We start from the raw sequence: 17,488 nt of genomic DNA, 5'->3' as shown, positions 1-17,488 counted from the left end.
AGCGATGACCACGCCGGGAGGGACGACAGGCACGGTGGCGCGGCCGCTGACCTCGCTCGCGGCTGCAGCGGCCGACCGTGCTTCCTACCTCCGCACCGCCGTCCTCGTGCTGGCCGGGGCCTTCCTCATCGGGGCCGGCACGAACTGGGACATCAGCTGGCACGTCCGGGTCGGCCGCGAGAGCTTCTGGATTCCCCCGCACCTGGTCATCTACGGGGGTGCCCTCCTGGTGGTGGCGTCGGTGGCCGTCGGGCTCTGGCAGGCGCACGGTGTCGCGCTGGCCCGGGAGAGGTCGCTGCGCTCCACCGCGCCCCGGGGCCTGTGGCTCTCCGCACTGGGCGCGGCCTGGTTCCTCGCTTCGGCCCCCTTTGATGAGGTGTGGCACCGCCTCTTCGGCCTCGACGTGACGCTGTGGAGCCCGCCGCACCTCTCGCTCATCGCCGCCGGGTGGACCATCGTGCTCGGGGCGGCCACGCTGGCGGCCGAGGAGCGAGCCCGGGGCGTCCTGGTCGTGGCGCTGGCCTTCCTGCTGCAGCCGGTGCTGCTCGCGCTGGCCCCCGGGGTGCGCTACAGCTACCTGCAGCCGGGGCTCCTCGGCCCCTGGCTCCTCCCGACCCTGGTGGCGGCCCTGGCCCCCTGCACGGTGGTCCTGGTCCCCACGGCCCTGCACCTGCCGGCAGGGTGGAGCCTGGCCCCGCTCGCGCAGATCCTCCTCCGTCCCCTCAGCGGCGCCTTCACCGCGCTGGGCTACGCGCTCGTCCTGCCGACCGGGCTGCCCGCCACGCCGGCGATGCCCTGGCTGGCGCCTGCCTACCTCGCCCGGGTCTTCGCGACGGTGCCGCTGCTGGTGCTCGTCCCGGCCCTCGCCGCCGACGTGGCCGCGCTCGCCCTCCGGGGGCGCGGTCGAGCCGGGGCATGGCCGGTGGTCGCCACGACGTTTGGGGCCGTCGTCGCGGTCGAAGGCCTGGTCGGTCCCCGCATCGTCGGGCAGGCGCCCATGGACCCGGCGGCTCTGGTCGTGGCCCTGCCCGTGCTCGCCCTCCTGTCGCTCGGCAGCGCGGCGGTGGGGAGAGTGCTGGCCCGGGCGACGGTGGCCCGGGCTCCGATGGGGTAAGGCGGACCGGAAGAGAGCCTGGGGCGGCGCATGTAGGTCGAGGAGATCGCCGAGACGTCCCCGCCGCTATCCCAGAGTGCCGAAGAACGGCGGGGAGGGCAGGGGAGGGTAACGTGATGCGCGAGGGTGAGCGGGTACCCGATGTCCACCTGGTTGACTACGAGCGCCAGCCGGTCAGGCTCTCGGCCCTTCTCGGGCAGCCGCTCGTCCTGGCCTTCTTCCCGGCGGCCTTCAGCAGCACGTGCACCCGGGAAATGTGTGCGTTTCGGGACGACCTCCAGGCCTTTGCCGGGCTGGGGGCGCGTGTGGTGGGGATCAGCGTGGACCTCCCCTGGAGCCTCCGCGCCTTCGCCGAGCACCTCTCCCTGACCTTTCCGCTCCTGAGCGACTACAACCTGGAGGCGGTGCGGGCCTTCGGCCTGGAAGACCCGACCTTCGCGCGTGGCCTCCTGCCCGGGGTGGCGCGGCGCGCGGTCGTCGTCCTCGACGACGACGGAGCGGTTGCCTACCGCTGGGTGGCCGAGGTCCCGGGGACGGAACCTCCCTACGACGAGGTGCGCGAGGCGGTCCGGCGGCTCGTGTCCAGGAAGGCAGGCTGAGCGCCGACGAGGTCCGTCTGGCTTGACGCCGCCGCTCCCTCGGTCGGGGGACGCTCCAGGCCGGAGAACCGCACCCCCACCAGGCGCACCGGCCGGTCCAGGGTGTGGCGGTGCAGCAGGTCCACGGCGGTGCGCAGGAGCAGGTCGAGGGCGTCCGTGGCCTGCGGCAGGGTGAGCGCGCGGGTCTGGGTGCGGAAGGTGTGGTACCGCACCTTGACGGTCACCGTGCGGACGCGGTAGCCGTCCTCCCGAACGCACTCCGCCCAGACCTCGCGCCCTAGGGCCTGGACGGTGCGCACGAGCGTCTCCCGCCGCCGGACGTCCACCTGGAACGTCGTCTCCCGGCTGTACGACTTGGGCTCCCACGCCGTCACCACCGGCGAGTCGTCCTCCCCCCGGCAGATGTGGTAGAGGTCCTCGCCGTGGCGCGGGCCGAGCGTCTCCTGGAGCACGGCCAGCGGGACCGCCCGCAGGTCGCCGACGGTCTCGATGTTGTGGGTCTGCTTCAGATAGGCTGCAGTCTTGGGCCCCACCCCCCAGAGCACCTGCACGGGCAGCGGGCGCAGGCGCTCCTCGACCTCCTCTGCAGAGATCATCGTCAGGCCTCCGGGTTTTTGCAGGTTGGCGGCGATCTTGGCCACCAGCTTGTTGGGGCCGATCCCGATGGAGGCGGTGAGGCCCAGCTCCGCGCGGATCCGCGCCTGGATCTCCCGGGCCAGCGCCAGGGGGTCCTCGGTCCGGTGGGAGCAGTCCAGGAAGGCCTCGTCCAGGCTGACCGGCTCGACGAGCGGCGTGTACTCGCGCAGGAGGGCCATCAGCCGGGCGGAGTAGGTGCGGTACGTCTCGAAGTCCACCGGCAGGAAGACGGCATGGGGACAGGCGCGCAGGGCGTGGCGCAGGGGCATGGCCGAGCGGATGCCGTACCGGCGCGCCTCGTAGGAGGCGGTGGAGACCACGCCGCGCTTGCGCGGGTCGCCGTCCCCGCCGACGACCACCGGCCGGCCGCGGAGCTCCGGGCGGCGCAGCTGCTCGATGGCCGCAAAGAACGCGTCCATGTCGACGTGGAGGATCAGCCGACCCACGTTCTGAGCATAGCGCCCCAGGCGGATGGGCGTCGTGGCGTCGGACCTGCGCGGGCCGGGGGGAGGGTGGAGTGTTCCGGCTGGACGGACGGCGTGCCCTGGTGACCGGCGGGACCTCGGGGATCGGCGAGGCCGTGGCCCGCACGTTGCTGCATGCCGGTGCCCGGGTGGTCGTCGCCGCTCGGGATCCGATGCGGGGGCAGGCGGTGCGGGACCGGCTCGCCGCATTCGGGGAGGTGCACTTCCTGCCCGCCGACGTCGGCAGCGAGCCATCCGTGGAGGCCCTCGTGGCCGGGACGGTCGACCGCCTGGGCGGGCTCGACGTCCTGGTGAACAACGCCGGCGTCATCGACCGCACCCCGCTGCACGCGCTGGACCTGGAGCGGTGGGAGGGAGTGCTCCGGACGAACCTGACGGGGTGCTACCTGGTCTCCCGCCACGCCCTCCCACACCTGCGCGCCCGCGGCGGTGCGGTTGTGAACGTGGCGTCCTACCTGGCCTTCCGGGCGGGGAGCGGGCTGACGGTAGCCTACAACGCCGCCAAGGCGGGTATCGTCGCCCTCACGCGCACCATGGCGGTGGCCTACGGGCCCGAGCGGGTGCGGGTGAACGCGGTCTGCCCGGCCTTCGTGCCGACCGCCCTCAACCGTGACCTGTGGGAGCGCTATACGGCGGAGGACTGGGAACGCCTCACCCAGGCCTACCCGCTGCGCCGGGTGGGGACGCCCGAGGACGTGGCCTACGCCGTCCTCTTCCTGGCGTCCGACGAGGCGGGGTGGATCACCGGCGTGACCCTGATGGTGGACGGCGGCCTGACGGCACGCTGAGCAGGAGCCGACGGGCGCGCTCACGCCCGGACGAGACGGGGGATGAGCTCGGGCAGGGACCAAGCGTCGGTCCGGTCCAGCCGTACCGTGACCGTCCCGGCCGCGGCCGCCGCCGCCGGCAGCAGCGAGGGGGGCCAGCGGAAGAGGTCGGCCACCTCCGCCGGCGGCGCCGCCCCGGCCAGGCGCAGGTAGGCGCGCAGGATGGCGGCCGCCGCCTCCGCGTCGGTGAGGCGGGCGGCCGCCGCCACCACGTCGGGCATCCAGCGGGTGAAGGTGTCCCAGATGAAGGCGTAGGCCCCGCGCCCCGCCACCTCCGCCACCTTGGCGATGAGGAAGCGCTCCTGCAGGTCGGCCAGCGCGCGGTGGAAGGAGTGCCCGCGGTCGCCGCGCGGGACGAAGCGGTGGCGCAGGTCCCACGTGGTCAGCGGCCCCTGCCGGGCGATCTCCTCGTAGAGGTCGCGCGCCAGCCGCGAGAGGCGGCCGGCCTCGTAGGCGGCCAAGTGGTCGTCGCCCTCCCCGACGTTCCCGGAGAGGGCGTAGAAGGCCGGCAGCAGCGCGCGGGAGACGAAGGTGGGCTTGCGCCGCAGGACGCGGCCGTAGAAGACGCGCCGGCGCGTGGCCAGCTCGTCCTTCCACCGCCACGCCCACGACCACATACGGTCGACGCTGCGCGTGCCGATGACGTCGAAGACTCCGGGGACCGCCCCCGGGCCGGCGGTGAAGGCGTAGCAGAACCCCAGCGCGTCGACGAAGCGGGCGCACGCCGCCGCGCTGCGCAGGCGGAAGCGACGGCGCAGCGCGGACCGGTACCGGGCCACCTGGACGGGGCGCAGACGCGGCTCGACCACAGCCGCCTCCATGGTACGCTGCGAGAGGTCGCCCCGCACGCCGGGGGGTATGGAGCGCACCGAGGGCGAATCACTGCCATCGCCATGTCGGAGCTCGTCGTGTCGGAACGGGTCCAGACCACCACGCTGGACAACGGCCTGCGGGTGCTGGTGGTGGAGAGCCACGCCGCGCCCGTGGCCACCTTCTGGCTCTGGTACGCCGTGGGGAGCCGCAACGAGCAGCCCGGGCGCACCGGCATCTCCCACTGGGTGGAGCACATGCTCTTCAAGGGCACGCCCACGCGGCCCTACCCCGTCCTCACGCGGGCGATCGACCGGCTGGGCGGGCGGTGGAACGCCTTCACCTGGAAGGACTACACCGCCTACCACGAGGTCCTTCCCGCCCAGCACCTCCCCGTGGCCATCGCGATGGAAGCCGACCGCATGCGGAACACCCGCTTCGACCCGGAGGAGGTGGAGCGCGAGCGCACCGTCATCCTCTCGGAGCGGGAGGGCGCGGAGAACTTCCCGCTCTTCTACCTACAGGAGGAGGTGGACGCGCTGGCCTTCAAGGTGCACCCCTACCGTCTCCCCGTCATCGGCTGGAAGGGCGACCTGCGCCGGCTCACCCGCGACGACCTCTACGCGCACTACCGCACCTACTACCACCCCGGGAACGCCCTGGCCGTGGCGGTGGGGGCGTTCGACGCCGAGGCGGTGCTCGAGCAGGTGCGCCGCGCCTTCGACCCCCTCGACCCGGGCCCGCCGCCCCCGCCGGTGACCGTGGAGGAACCGCCCCAGGAGGGGGAGCGACGGGTGGTGGTGCAGCGGCCCGGCAGCGCCACGAGCTACGTCCAGGTAGCCTACCACGCGCCGGCGGCGCGCGATCCCGACCTGCCCGCGCTGCTCGTGCTCGACGGGGTACTCGGCGGCTTCGACGCCGTGCGCGGGGCGGTGGCGCCCGCGCGCTCCTCCCGGCTCTACCGGGCCCTGGTCGACCGCGGGCTGGCCACGGAAGTGGTCTCCTCGGTCACCGCCTCCCTCGACCCGGGCCTGCTGCGCATCGTGGCCACCGTGCACACCGGCGTCCCGGTGGCCGCGGTGGAGGCGGCCATCCTGGAGGAGCTGGACCGGCTGGTGACGACGGAGGTGCCGCCCGAGGAGCTGGCGCGCGTGCGGCGGCAGGCCCGGGCGCAGTTCAGCTACGTGCGCGACGGCGTGCACGCCTTCGCCGGGGCCCTCGGCGCCTACGCCCTCCTCCTCTACCCCGAGGCCCTCTTCGACGTGATGGCCCGGGTCGAGCGGGTGACCCCCGCCGACGTGCAGCGGGTGGCCGCGCGGGTCTTCGACCCGCGTCGGCGGACGGTGGGGTGGTACGTCCCGGAGGAGGGCGCGGCGGCCGGGCGGCGCATGGCCGCACGGGTGGACGCATGAGCGTCGTCCTGGCCGCCGAGCGCATCCGCCGCGCGGTCCTCCCCGGAGGGCTGCGGCTGCTGGCCGTCGAGCGCCCGGGCAGCGGGATGGTGGCCGTCCACCTCCTCGTGCAGGCGGGCGCCATGTTCGACGGGCGCCACGCCGGTACGGCCCGGTTCGTGGCCCGGACGCTGGAGCGGGGGACGCGGCGGCGCAGCGGGCAGCAGCTGGCCGAAGAGCTCGACGGCATGGGGGCGACGCTGACCGTTACCGCAGCGCTGGAGGTGGTGGCCGTCGTGGGGCGGGCGCTGGCGGAGGACGCAACGGCCTTCCTCGGCCTGCTGGCCGAGGTCGTCACCCGGCCGGCCTTCCCTGCGGCCGAGGTAGAGAAGGTGCGCGGCGAGCTGCTCACCGAGGTGCGCGTCCGCGCCCTGGACACGTGGCACGCCGCCGAGCGGGCCTTCCGCCAGCTGGCCTTCCCGCCGGACCACCCCCACGCCGCCCCGCCCGACGGGGAGGAGGCAGTGCTGCAGGCGCTCGGCGTCCCCGACCTGGCCGCCTTCCACGCGCGCCACTACCGCCCCGACCGCACCATCCTGGCGCTGGTCGGCGACCTGCCCTGGTCCCGGGCCCAGGAAGAGGCGGCGCGTGCCTTCGAGGGGTGGCAGGCGGCCGGGGAGGCGGTCGAACCGGTCATCCCACCGGTGAGCGTGCCCGAGGGCGTGCGGCGCCGCGAGGTGCCCCTGCCCGGCAAGAGCCAGTCGGACATCGTGCTCGGCGGGGTGGGCCCCGCCCGCACCGACCCCGCCTACTACCCGGCGATGATGGCCACCGTGCTGCTGGGGCAGCTCGGCATGATGGGACGGGTGGGCGAGCGGGTGCGGGAGCGGATGGGCCTGGCCTACCACGCCTCCATGGAGCTGCGCGCCGGCCGGCTGCCGGGGCCCTGGTGGGTGCGCGCCGGGGTGAACCCGGCCAATGTGGAGCGGGCCATCGGCGCGATCCTGGAGGAGGTGGCGCGCTTCCAACAGGAGGGACCGGCGCCCGACGAGCTGGCCGACGCGCGCGACTACCTGACCGGGTCGCTGGCGGTGCGGCTGGAGACCCACGGCGGGGTGGCGGCCGCGCTGGGGGAGATCGAGTACTACGCGCTGGGGCTCGACTACCTGGAGCGCTTCCCCGGTATCGTCCGGGGGCTCACCGCCGAGGAGATCCGCGCCGCAGCGGAGGCGTTCCCGCTCGACCGCTACGCGCTGGCCGTGGCCGGGCCGGAGCGATGACCCTTTCGGGACGCACGGTCGGGCTCGTCGGAGGCACCGGACCATTCGGCCGGGGGTTCGCCCTCCGGGCGGTCGCAGCCGGCTGGTCGGTGGTGATCGGCTCCCGCGATCCGGCCCGGGGCGCTGCGGCGGCCGCGGCGCTGGAGCGTCCGGCGGTGCGCGGGGCGGGCAACGTCGAGGCGGTGCGTGCGGCCGACCTGGTGGTCGTAGCCGTCCCCTGGGAGGCCCACGCCGCCGTCCTGCGCGAGGTCGCTCCGCTGCTCGACGGCCGGCTGGTGCTGGACGTGACGGTGCCGTTTGCGCCGGAAGTCCCGGGGGGCCTCGCGCCGCCCGCGGCGCGCGCCTTCGCCGAGGAGACGCAGGCGGCCGCGCCCACCGCCCGCGTGGTGGCCGGCTTCCACACCGTGGCCGCCTCGACGCTGGGGCGCCCGGAGCGGCCGCTCGACCAGGACGTCCTCCTGTGCGGGGACGACGACGGGGCGCGGGCCGCGGTGGCCGGGCTGGTCGAGGCCTTCGGCGGCCGGCCGGTGGATTGCGGGCCGCTGGCGGCGGCGCGCGCGCTCGAGGGGTTCGGGGCGCTGGTGACGGCCCTGGCCGTGCGCCGCCGGCGTGCCGTCGGGGTGCGCCTGACTAACCTGGCGCCGCGCTCCACCCCGCCGGCCGCCCCGCCGACCTCGTGAGGCCGCCGAGCCGATGCGCATCCTGACGCTGTGGGCCCTGGAGCCCTTCCCGGAGGTGCGGCCGGGGATGGACCTGGCCGCCCTCATCGCCGACGCGCTGGCCGCCTGCGGGATCGTCCCCGCCGACGGCGACGTGCTGGTGGTGGCCCAGAAGGTGGTCTCGAAGGCGGAGGGGCGCATCGCCGACCTACGCGAGGTCACCCCCGGGCGGGAGGCCCTGGCGCTGGCGGCGGAGACCGGCAAGGACCCGCGCCTGGTGGAGGTGGTCCTGCGGGAGTCGCGCGCCATCAACCGGCGCCGCCCGGGGTTGATCATCGCCGAGCACCGGCTGGGGTTCATCTGCGCCAATGCCGGGGTGGACCACTCCAACGTGGCCGGCAGCGAGGACGTGGTCAGCCTGCTGCCCCTCGACCCCGACCGCTCGGCGGCGGGCCTGCGCGAGGCGATGCGGGCGCGCTTCGGGGTGGACGTGGGCGTGGTGGTGAGCGACAGCCACGGCCGCCCCCACCGGGAGGGGGCGGTGGGCGTGGCCATCGGCCTGGCCGGATTCGCGCCGCTCCTCAGCTACGTGGGACGGCGCGACCGCTACGGCTACGTCCTGCGCACCAGCGTGGAGGCCGTCGCCGACGAGCTGGCCGCGGCGGCGGGGCTGCTGCAGGGGCAGAGCGACGAGGGGACGCCGGTGGTCCTGGTGCGCGGCGCCCGCCTCCCCCCGGGCGACGGCCGCGCGCGCCAGCTGGTGCGGCCGGTGGAGGAGGACCTGTACCGGTGAAGATCGAGCGCATCGTCACCCACGCCCTGGCAGGCCGGCTGGAGCGGCCCATCCTCTTCGCCATGGGCCCGTTCCAGACGTTCGTGGCCACCCTGGTGGAGGTGTGGACTGACGACGGGCAGCACGGGGTGGGGGAGTGCATCGCCCGCCGCGCCCCGCGCGTCACCGCCACCGTCGTCGAGGACCTCCTCGCCCCGGTGCTGCTGGGCCGGGACCCGCGCGACGTGGGCGGCCTGTGGGAGGCGATGTTCGGGCAGCTGCGCCGGTGGGGCCACTCGCGCGGCTTCGTGGTCGAGGCCATGAGCGGCGTGGACATCGCCCTGTGGAACCTGCTGGCCCGCGCCGCCGGGGAGCCGCTCTTCCGCTTCCTGCGGGGGGTGGGACGGGAACGGGTGCCGGTCTACGCCTCCAAGGTCTACTTCGCCGCCACCGACCACATGGTGGCCGAGGCGGCGGCACTGGTGCGGCAGGGGCACCGGGCGGTGAAGGTGCAGGTGGGACGCAGCGAGGCGCAGGGCGGCCTGCGCGCGGACGTGGCCACGGTGCGGGCGATCCGCGAGGCGGTGGGCCCGGAGGTGGCCCTCATGCTCGACGCCAACGGCGCCTACGACGCCGCCACGGCGATCCGCCTGTGCCGGGAGGTGGAGCCGCTGGACATCACCTGGATCGAGGAGCCGGTGCCGCCGGACGACGTCTCGGGGTACGCGCTGGTGCGCCGCCGCCAGTCCATCCCGGTGGCCGGCGGCGAGTCGGAGTTCGGGCTCTTCGGCTTCCGCGACCTGATCGAGCGGCGGGCCATCGACGTGGTCCAGCCCGACATCGCCCGCGTGGGCGGCTTTACCGCGGCCCTGCGGCTGGGCGCCCTCGTCCACGCCTACAACCTGGCGTACGCCCCGCACACTGGCTTCTCCGCCGGCGTGGCCCACCTGGCCTCGCTCCACCTGGCCGCGGCGGTGCCGAACCTGCTGAGCTACGAGGCCATGTTCATCCCCAACCCCCTGCGCGACATCTTCACCACCCCCTTCCCGGAGCCGCGGGAGGGGATGCTGGAGCTCCCCACCGGCCCGGGGCTCGGGCTGGAGGTGGACTGGGAGCGGGTGCGGGCCTTCCGCGTGGCCGGGGGCTGAGGCCCGGCCCGGGCGGGGCGGACTGATGATCGTCATCGCCACCGGCATCAGCGGCAGCGGCAAGGTGCGCGAGTCCGGCGGCGCCCCGGGCTACCTGGTGCGGGTGGTGGCGGACGCCGAGCGCCTGATCGCGTCCGCCCAGCTGGAGGGGCGTTGGACCTCGCCCATCAAGCGGCTGCGATTGGTGGACGTGGGCGACCTGATGCTGCGGCGGGCGCGGGACATGGGGCTGGACATCAGCACCGAGACGATCCTGGACATGGCCCCGGAGGCCCTGCAGCAGCTGCGCGCCGTGGTCCTCACCGAGGTGGTGAACGACCCGGAGCTGTGGGCCCCGGAGGTGGCCACTATCCTGGTCACCCACGCCTGCTTCTGGTGGAAGGGGCACCTCATCCCGGGCCTCGACACCCACTACCTGAAGCTCATCGTCGACGAGACCCGCCGGCGGTCGGCCCAGCCCGCCCCCACCGCCGTCCAGGAGATGCTCCCGGAGCTGCGGCTGGCCCCGCCGGTGCGCCCGGAGGGCATCTTCTACATCACCGTGGTGGACAGCGTCTACCAGATCCACCGCCGCCTGCACGAGACGGCGCAGTGGCGCGGCCAGCTCCCCACCAGCGAGCTGATCATGTGGCAGGAGCAGGAGGTCTTCCTCACCCGCATGCTGGCCGCCTACGAGCGGGTGCCGCACTACCTGATCGCCCACGACGAGCCCACCCGCACCCTCATCGACCTCATCTGCTTTAAAAGGCCCCGCATCTACCTGGGCTACCCCATCACCAACCTGAGACGCGAGGGGCTGTGGCACCTCATCGAGGCCGCGCGGGCGTTTGCCCGCCGGCTGCGCGAGCACTTCGTGGTCTTCGACCCGCTCTCGGTGAAGGACGAGGAGGCCGCCGCCTTCGCCCGCATCGGCACGGAGGAGTTCGACGCCCAGTTCTCCCCGGAGCAGCGGGAGGAGATCCGCGCCTGGGCCGGATCGCTGGAGGAGGCGCGGGCCTGGGCGCAGGGGCTGGACGAGCGCACCCGGCTGCTGCTGGGGCGGGCCACGGTGGTGCGCGACCTGCGCCTGATCGACCAGAGCGACGTGAACGTCGTCTTCTACCCGACGAGCCAGATGTCGTTCGGGGTCCTCTCCGAGGTCATCCACGCCCACACGACCGGCAAGAAGGTCTACGTCATCTACCCCTTCCCGACGATCTCGCCCTTCCTCGAGTTCTACGCCACGCGGGTGTGGACGCCGCCAGCTGACCGGCCGGCCCCGCGCACCCCGGAGGAGATCGAGGCCTTCATGCTGGAGGCGGCGGCGGACGTGGAGCGCCACCTCCTCCAGGAGTTCGGGCTGGCCTGAGCCCTTTCCCCGCGCCCGCCCGCGAGCACTGTTAAGCCAATCCCCTTGACAATATCGACCCCGTTCCCCTTTTAAGAATGGGTGGAGGCTCCGGGGCCCTGGGTGGCTCCTGCCCCCGGGCGTCCCGGCCGGTCACCCAACGCAGGAAAGGAGGTGAACGACGATGCTGGTCCGGCGCACGCCGTTCGAGGAGCTGTTTCGGCTCCAGCGGGACCTGATGAACCTGGTCCAGCGGGTCTTCGGCGAGCGGTCGGAGGCGGTGGCGTTCGCTCCGAACTGCGAGGCCTTCTACAGGGACGGGCACCTGGTGGTCCGGGCGGAGCTGGCGGGCGTCGACCCGACGAGCGTGGACGTCCGGCTGACCGGCTCGACGCTCACCATCGCCGGTGAGCGGCGCGGGCCGGAGGTGCCGGCCGACGACCGCATCTTCGGGGAGATCGCCTACGGGCGCTTCGAGCGGACCCTGGAGCTGCCCGAGGGGCTCGACGCCGAGCAGGTGAAGGCCCGGTGGGTGGGCGGCATCCTGGAGATCACCATCCCGGTGGTCCAGGCGGCGCTGCCCAAGAAGGTCCCGGTGGAGCTGGTGCGCGCCTGACGGACGCGACGGGTGGGCCGGCGCGCGTCAGGGCGCGCCCGGTCTGTGGAGCGGTGCGGCGGGGAGTGCACCCGCCCCGGGCGCTACCCCCGTCGCGCCGCTGCCCCTCCCCAGGGGGGCGTTGTCCGGACGACAACTGAGGACAGCGAAGGAGGTGGGAGGCGATGCCGGCTGACCTCGGTCTCGTCATGATCCGTGTCGTGATCGGGGGACTGTTCATGGGACACGGGCTGCAAAAGCTCACCCGCTGGGTCGGCGGGTACGGGCTCGCCGGGACGGCAGGCTACATGGAGTCGCTGGGGCTGCGCCCCGGGCGCCTCTGGGCGCTCGTGGCCGGGCTCTGTGAGACGCTCGGCGGGGCGCTCTTCGCCCTCGGGCTCCTCAACCCGGTGGGCTCGGTACTGATCGGCGCCGTCATGCTCATGGCCATCGCCCGGGCGCACTGGGGCCGCGGGCCGTGGGTGGCGAACGGCGGCTGGGAGTACGCCCTGGCCAACCTGACGGTGGTGACGGGCGTGGCGCTCACCGGTCCCGGCGCCTACGCGGTGGACTCGGTCCTGGGCCGGACGCTGCCGGTCGTCCCGATTCTGGTCGCCGGGCTGGCCCTGGCGCTGGTGGTGGTCGTGGGCTCGACAGTCGTCGCGCCCGTGCCGGCCCACGGCTCGCAGCAGACCGGCTGATCGGCCGGTGACGATGCGCCGCCGGGGGCCCCGGCGGCGCCCGGGGTCGAGGCGCGCCCCGATCTCGCCGGTCCCCGCGCGGGCTCGGACGCTTCCCCCCTGCGCCTCCACGCGGCTCCTGCCGCGTGCCCGCCCGCGCGGGGCCCGCATCCCTCCAACGGGCTGGCATCCCTTCAGCAGGAGCGCGCCTTGCCGGGCGGGTGTCCGTCACGGCGGGGCTCTTCCCGGGAAGCGTGCGGCCGACGAAGATGGGAACAGCGGCCGCGCGTGGGCTGCCGTCGGCCGGCGGCTACGGGCGGCGTGATCGCTCGGTGCTGAGCGGGATGGCACGATGCCGGCAAACCTGACCCCCGAGTACCTGGCGGCGGAGAAGAAGTGGAAGGCGGCGACGACGCCGCAGGACCGCCTGGCCGCCCTCCAGGAGATGCTCGCCACCATCCCCAAGCACAAGGGGACGGACAAGATGCAGGCGGACATCAAGCGCCGCATCGCGCAGGTCCGCCGGGAGATGCAGCGCAAGGGGGGCACCGCCCGCCAGAAGCCCTTCTACCACGTCGAACGCGAGGGGGCCGGTCAGGTGGTGCTCGTCGGCCCGCCGAACAGCGGGAAGTCGGCCCTCCTGCGCGCCCTCAGCCGCGCCGAGCCCGAGGTGGCGCCGTACCCCTTCACCACGCGCATGCCGCTGCCGGGCATGGTCCCCTTCGAGAACGTGCAGATCCAGCTCGTCGACCTGCCGCCGCTCACCCGGGAGTTCAGCGAGGGGTGGCTGTACGCCATCATCCGCACGGCGGACGCGGTCGCGCTCACCCTGAGCCTCGGGGACGAGGACGTGCTGGGGCAGGCCGAGACGGCGCTCCGGCTGCTGGAGGAGGCCCGCATCCCCCTGCGCGCGCCGCAGGCGACGGACGAGGGGAAGTCCGCCGTGACCGTCGCCACCCACGTCGACGCCCCCGGGGCGGCGGTCCGCCTCGACCTCCTGCGGGAGTTCGTGGGGGGGCGCCTGCCGGTGGTGGCAGTCTCCCCCGTCACAGGGGAGGGGCTCGAGGCCCTGCGCCGCGCCCTCTTCGAGAGCCTGGGGGTGATCCGGGTCTACAGCAAGCCGCCGGGCCGCAAGGCCGACTTGAGCGCCCCGTTCATCCTGCGGCGGGGGGCCACGGTGCTGGACGCCGCCGAGGCGATCCACAAGGACTTTGCCGCGCAGCTGCGCTACGCGCGGCTGTGGGGCCGGGACGAGTACGCCGGCCAGATGGTCGGTCGCGACCACCTCCTCGAGGACGGCGACATTCTCGAAGTACACCGGTGAGCGCCGAGAGGCACCGGTGAGTGCCGCGCGGTCGCTATGCGGCGGCGCGGGGCTTCGTGGACCCGGCGCAGGACTCAGCCCTTGACCAGCTGCGCCTCCCGCGAGACCTCGCGCCCCTCCTCCTCCAGGTTCATCGCCGTGGCCGGGCGACCGGCCTCGTCGCGCTGCGGCATGCGCTGCCAGAGGTAGAGCACGGCGCCCTGGGGATCGGCGAAACCGGCCCACCATCCCATCCCCGGGACCTCCTGCTTCTCCTCGACGATGGTGCCGCGGGCGCGGCGGATCGCCTTGAGCGTCGTGTCGATGTCCTCCACCGCCACGTAGGCCCGCGTCTGCGGCCGCCGGCGGTCCGGCCGGGGGATGGCCCGCCGGACGCGGTAGATGCCGCCGATCGTCTCGCCGCCGTCCAGGATCAGCGTGTAGTCACGGTCGAAATCCCGGAACGACCAGCCGAAGAGCTTGCCGTAGAAGGCCTTCGCCCGGCGCAGGTCCACGGCCGGGATCTCGACGTGCACGAACTTCGGCATGGTCTCCCGCCTCCTTCGCTGCGTCGCGGATCACCTGTATTGTACCGCCGGGATGCGCTCCCTCGCCGCTGCGGCGGCGGATGCGCATGCCTCAGGCCGCGCTGCGCGACCCCGGGGGCCGTCGGCGACTCCGCCTATAATCGGGGTGTGCGCGAGGGCGATCCGGCTCCACTGCCCCAGGTGCGGGACTCCGTCGGCCACGAGCTGGACCTGAGGGAGCGCGCTCAGACGGGATGGCTCGTGCTGTTCTTCTACCCCAAGGCCGGCTCGCCGGGTTGCTCCCTGCAGGCCCGCAGGTACGCGGCGCTCGCGGACCAGTTCCGGCGGCTTGGCGCGACGGTGGTGGGCGTGAGTCCGGACCGCGCGGAGGCCCAGTGCGGCTTCGCGGAGCGCACGGGCCTCACGATGGTGCCCGATCCGCAGGGAGCGCTGGCGCGCGCGTACGGCGTCCGGCGATTCCTCGGAATCCTCAGCCGCGATACGGTCCTCGTCAACCGCGAGGCGCGCGTGGAGCAGATCTGGAGGCGCGTCAACCCCCTCCGCGACGCCGACCGCGTCCTCGCCTACCTCCGCACAAAGGCCGGCTGACCCTCACGGTGAGTCTCCTGAAAGCGCGGAGCACATCACGGAAGGAACAGCACAGGAGTCCGTCAGCGCATCCTCCTCCGGATGGGCACGGAGGAGAGCGTCCAGCCGGCGCACGAGCTCGCCCGCGTCCCAGGGCGGGACGGTCTGCAGGTGGAGGAGGACGATGATGAAGAGGAGGCGGCTTGCGGCGGCGGTCAGCGCTCCTCGCGGGGAACCAGGACCCTGCCGGCGCGGGCGTCCCAGATCCCCAGAGCGGTGAGGCGCAGGTCGGGCAGGGAGTCGAAGGAGAGGAAGAAGAGGGTGTAGGTCGGGTCCTCGTGGCGGTAGCCGCGGGCCCGCAGGAAGGCGCCCAGCTCTCGCACCCGGGCGGCCAGCCGGTGGAGGGGCTCGGGGGACATCAACCCGCCGATGGGCAGGGGGAGCTCGAACCGCACCTGCCCGTCCTCCACCGCCACCACCCCGCCCCCCAGCTCCAGCGTCCGCCGGGCGGCGGCCGCCATGTCGTGCGGATCGTCGCCGGCGACCGCCATCCCCCCGCCCACCGTGTAGGTGCAGGCCAGGCCCCCCAGGCGGTCAGCGAAGCCGCTGAGGAGGGCGCGCGCCACCCACCGCCCGTCCGGGGCGAGGAGGGTCAGCACCTGCACGCCTGGTGGCGGTCCGTCCGACAGGGTGAGGTCCCGCCGCCGGGTGATCACCGCGTTCTGCAGGTGGAGGGCGATGGCCGCGCCGCGCGGCGGGGCGAAGAGTGACGGGTCGGGGCGCCAGGTGGGGGCGTAGCGGCGGGGGAAGGCGCTGACCCACTCCGGGGCCTCGATCGGGGCGGTGAGGCGGCCCTCCTCGGCCACCAGCCGCCCGCCGGCGATCACCCGCTCGGGAGTGGGGTCGCGCAGGTCCACCAGCACGTTCAGGTCGGCCAGACGGCCGGGGGCGATCCCGCCCAGCTCCTCGTCGAGGCCGTAGTACGTGGCCGGGTTGAGGGTGGCCATCTGGTAGGCGGCCACCGGGTCGACGCCGGCGAGCAGCGCCTGGCGGATCACGGCGTCCATGTAGCCGTGGTCGGCGATGAAGGTGGCGTCCGGCCCGTCCGGCGTCAGCATCAGCCGGCCGGAGAAGGCGCGCGCGACGGACGCCACCCCCGCCAGCGCGGGCAGGTCCCCGCGCAGGGAGGAGTGGCGCAGCATGACGTACAGGCCGGCGCGCAGCCGGTCCAGCGCCTGTTCGGCGGTAATGGCCTCGTGGTCGCTGCTCACCCCTGCGGCGACGAGGGCCTGCAGCCGTTCCCACCCCACGCCGGGGGCGTGGCCTTCGACGCGGCGGCCCGCGGCCAGCACGGCCGCCACGAGCTCGGTGAGGCGCGGATCGCCCGCATGGAGGAGGGGCCACCGCGTCACCTCCCCGGCGGTGCGCACCGGTTCCAGGTGGAGCAGGCGATCGAGGCGGTCCGGAGCGAAGCGCTCCGCCTCCTGCGGCAGCGGAGCCTGGGCGTGCAGGCGCAGGAACCAGTAGTAGTGGAAGGGCAGGCGGCTCAGGTCCTGCAGCACCTGCTCCAGGCGGGCCGGGTCGGCGTAGACCAGGGGGAAGAGGGTGTCGGCCACGGCCGCCACGGTGCCGCGCGGCAGCACCGCTTCCGCCAGCGTCACCGGCGTGTACATGGCGCCCGGGTGGCAGTGCGGGTCGAAGTAGCCGGGGACGAGGAGGCGGCCGGTCACGTCGAGGACGGTGGTCTGCTCGCCCACCATCGTGCGCCGCCGACCCACGTAGGCCACGCGCCCGCGCGCCACGGCGACGTTGGCCTCCAGCACCTCGCCCGAGTAGACGTTGAGGACGCGGCCGCCGGCCAGGTAGAGGTCGGCCGGCGCCTCGCCCCGCGCCACGGCGGCGAGCGCCCGCAGGTCCTCCGCGGTGCGGGTGGTGCGGCGCACGCTACCGCCCTACCATAGGAGTGTCCACAGCGACAGCACGCGCACGCCCGGGCCGGTCCGGTGGCGGCACGGCCCGGGGCGGCGGCGCAGGAGGTGATCCGGGTGGAATTGACCTACTACGGCCATGCCTGCTTCCTCCTGTCCGCGGCGGACGGGACCTCCATCCTCATCGACCCGTTCAACACGGAGTGCGGCTACCCCATCCCCGACGTCGCGCCCACGGCCGTCACCGTCTCCCACGAGCACTTCGACCACAACCACGTGGCCATGGCCAAGGGGTCGCCCACGGTGATCCGCGGCCTCGCTCCCGGCGGCGACTGGGCCCGGGTGAACACGGCGGTGGGGGAGGTGCGCATCACCACGGTCCCGACCTACCACGACGCCAGCCGCGGCGCGGAGCGCGGCCGCAACGCGGTCTTCATCTACGAGGTCGAGGGAATGCGCGTCGTCCACCTCGGCGACCTGGGGCACACCCTCGATGCCGACCAGGCCGGGGCCATCGGTCGCCCAGACGTCCTGATGGTCCCGGTCGGCGGCCACTACACCATCGGCCCGGAGGAGGCCTCGCAGGTCGTGGAGCTGCTGGCCCCGCGCCTGGTCATCCCCATGCACTACAAGACGCCGGCCACGGCGGGGTGGCCCATCGGCCCGGTGGACCCCTTCCTCAGCGGGAAGCCCAATGTCGCCCACCGCGGCCACACGGCGACGATCCGCCCGGCCGACCTGCCGCCGCAGCGGGCGGTCTGGGTCCTGGCCCACCAGGGATAGGACTCCGCGCGCCCAGGCGGTCGGGCGCGCCCCCCA

General features: G+C 74.2%; 18 protein-coding genes. 14 read left to right on the top strand and 4 right to left on the bottom strand.

The genetic code is table 11. The features are described 5' to 3' along the window. Positions 1-4: 4 nt before the first annotated feature. A complete protein-coding gene (locus RB146_03915) occupies positions 5-1,114 on the top strand; it encodes a hypothetical protein (protein MDQ7828129.1) in 1,110 nt (369 codons plus the stop codon). A 116-nt stretch (positions 1,115-1,230) separates the two neighbouring features. Next, positions 1,231-1,713 carry a peroxiredoxin gene (locus tag RB146_03910; protein ID MDQ7828128.1) on the top strand — a complete coding sequence of 161 codons (483 nt, stop codon included), beginning with the start codon at positions 1,231-1,233 and terminating at the stop codon, positions 1,711-1,713. Here RB146_03910 and RB146_03905 read toward each other — a convergent pair. After that, positions 1,659-2,795, bottom strand: coding sequence for a DNA polymerase IV (locus RB146_03905; GenBank protein MDQ7828127.1), 1,137 nt, complete (start codon positions 2,793-2,795; stop codon positions 1,659-1,661). The genes RB146_03910 and RB146_03905 overlap by 55 nt on opposite strands. A 71-nt stretch (positions 2,796-2,866) precedes the next feature. On the opposite strand from RB146_03905, the gene RB146_03900 reads away from it, so the two are divergent. After that, positions 2,867-3,622 carry an SDR family oxidoreductase gene (locus tag RB146_03900; GenBank protein ID MDQ7828126.1) on the top strand — a complete coding sequence of 252 codons (756 nt, stop codon included), beginning with the start codon at positions 2,867-2,869 and terminating at the stop codon, positions 3,620-3,622. A gap of 20 nt (positions 3,623-3,642) precedes the next feature. Here the strand turns inward: RB146_03900 and RB146_03895 are convergent, their stop codons facing one another. Continuing rightward, on the bottom strand, positions 3,643-4,470 hold the full coding sequence (locus RB146_03895; protein MDQ7828125.1) for a crosslink repair DNA glycosylase YcaQ family protein: 828 nt from the start codon (positions 4,468-4,470) through the stop codon (positions 3,643-3,645). A gap of 99 nt (positions 4,471-4,569) precedes the next feature. Between RB146_03895 and RB146_03890 the strand changes: the two genes are divergently transcribed. The 9 genes from RB146_03890 to RB146_03850 all read left to right on the top strand — a co-directional run bounded on the left by RB146_03890 (position 4,570) and on the right by RB146_03850 (position 13,647). After that, entirely contained in the window at positions 4,570-5,883 is a 1,314-nt protein-coding gene (locus RB146_03890; GenBank protein MDQ7828124.1) for a pitrilysin family protein, read from the top strand. Next, entirely contained in the window at positions 5,880-7,142 is a 1,263-nt protein-coding gene (locus RB146_03885; protein MDQ7828123.1) for a pitrilysin family protein, read from the top strand. The genes RB146_03890 and RB146_03885 overlap by 4 nt, the downstream gene beginning before the upstream one ends. Further along, on the top strand, positions 7,139-7,822 hold the full coding sequence (locus tag RB146_03880) for a prephenate dehydrogenase/arogenate dehydrogenase family protein (GenBank protein MDQ7828122.1): 684 nt from the start codon (positions 7,139-7,141) through the stop codon (positions 7,820-7,822). Before RB146_03885 ends, RB146_03880 begins: the two co-directional genes overlap by 4 nt. Before the next feature lie 13 nt (positions 7,823-7,835). Next, positions 7,836-8,594 carry a coenzyme F420-0:L-glutamate ligase gene (cofE, locus tag RB146_03875; GenBank protein ID MDQ7828121.1) on the top strand — a complete coding sequence of 253 codons (759 nt, stop codon included), beginning with the start codon at positions 7,836-7,838 and terminating at the stop codon, positions 8,592-8,594. Next, positions 8,591-9,721 carry a mandelate racemase/muconate lactonizing enzyme family protein gene (locus RB146_03870; GenBank protein ID MDQ7828120.1) on the top strand — a complete coding sequence of 377 codons (1,131 nt, stop codon included), beginning with the start codon at positions 8,591-8,593 and terminating at the stop codon, positions 9,719-9,721. The genes cofE and RB146_03870 overlap by 4 nt, the downstream gene beginning before the upstream one ends. A 25-nt stretch (positions 9,722-9,746) precedes the next feature. After that, a complete protein-coding gene (locus tag RB146_03865; GenBank protein ID MDQ7828119.1) occupies positions 9,747-11,069 on the top strand; it encodes a hypothetical protein in 1,323 nt (440 codons plus the stop codon). A 163-nt stretch (positions 11,070-11,232) separates the two neighbouring features. Further along, complete coding sequence (locus RB146_03860) at positions 11,233-11,664, top strand: Hsp20/alpha crystallin family protein (GenBank protein MDQ7828118.1); 432 nt, start codon at positions 11,233-11,235, stop codon at positions 11,662-11,664. Positions 11,665-11,828: 164 nt separating this feature from the next. Next, positions 11,829-12,344, top strand: coding sequence for a DoxX family protein (locus RB146_03855; GenBank protein ID MDQ7828117.1), 516 nt, complete (start codon positions 11,829-11,831; stop codon positions 12,342-12,344). A gap of 331 nt (positions 12,345-12,675) precedes the next feature. Next, positions 12,676-13,647, top strand: coding sequence for a TGS domain-containing protein (locus RB146_03850; protein ID MDQ7828116.1), 972 nt, complete (start codon positions 12,676-12,678; stop codon positions 13,645-13,647). A gap of 74 nt (positions 13,648-13,721) precedes the next feature. Here RB146_03850 and RB146_03845 read toward each other — a convergent pair whose 3' ends face one another. After that, the gene (locus tag RB146_03845; GenBank protein ID MDQ7828115.1) at positions 13,722-14,174 is read right to left on the bottom strand and encodes a VOC family protein; all 453 of its coding nucleotides are present in this window, start codon (positions 14,172-14,174) and stop codon (positions 13,722-13,724) included. 147 nt (positions 14,175-14,321) lie between these two features. On the opposite strand from RB146_03845, the gene RB146_03840 reads away from it, so the two are divergent. Beyond that, entirely contained in the window at positions 14,322-14,762 is a 441-nt protein-coding gene (locus tag RB146_03840; protein MDQ7828114.1) for a peroxiredoxin, read from the top strand. 194 nt (positions 14,763-14,956) lie between these two features. Here RB146_03840 and RB146_03835 read toward each other — a convergent pair whose 3' ends face one another. Continuing rightward, positions 14,957-16,684 carry an adenine deaminase C-terminal domain-containing protein gene (locus tag RB146_03835; GenBank protein MDQ7828113.1) on the bottom strand — a complete coding sequence of 576 codons (1,728 nt, stop codon included), beginning with the start codon at positions 16,682-16,684 and terminating at the stop codon, positions 14,957-14,959. A gap of 60 nt (positions 16,685-16,744) precedes the next feature. Here RB146_03835 and RB146_03830 point away from each other — a divergent pair, with 60 nt between their 5' ends. Next, positions 16,745-17,452, top strand: coding sequence for an MBL fold metallo-hydrolase (locus tag RB146_03830; GenBank protein ID MDQ7828112.1), 708 nt, complete (start codon positions 16,745-16,747; stop codon positions 17,450-17,452). The last annotated feature ends 36 nt before the right edge of the window (positions 17,453-17,488 follow it).

It is taken from the genome of Armatimonadota bacterium (genome assembly GCA_031081585.1).
Classification (GTDB): domain Bacteria; phylum Sysuimicrobiota; class Sysuimicrobiia; order Sysuimicrobiales; family Humicultoraceae; genus Geohabitans; species Geohabitans tengchongensis.
Note: the sequence above shows the minus strand (reverse complement) of the source record. Positions and strands in the feature narration are given on the sequence as shown.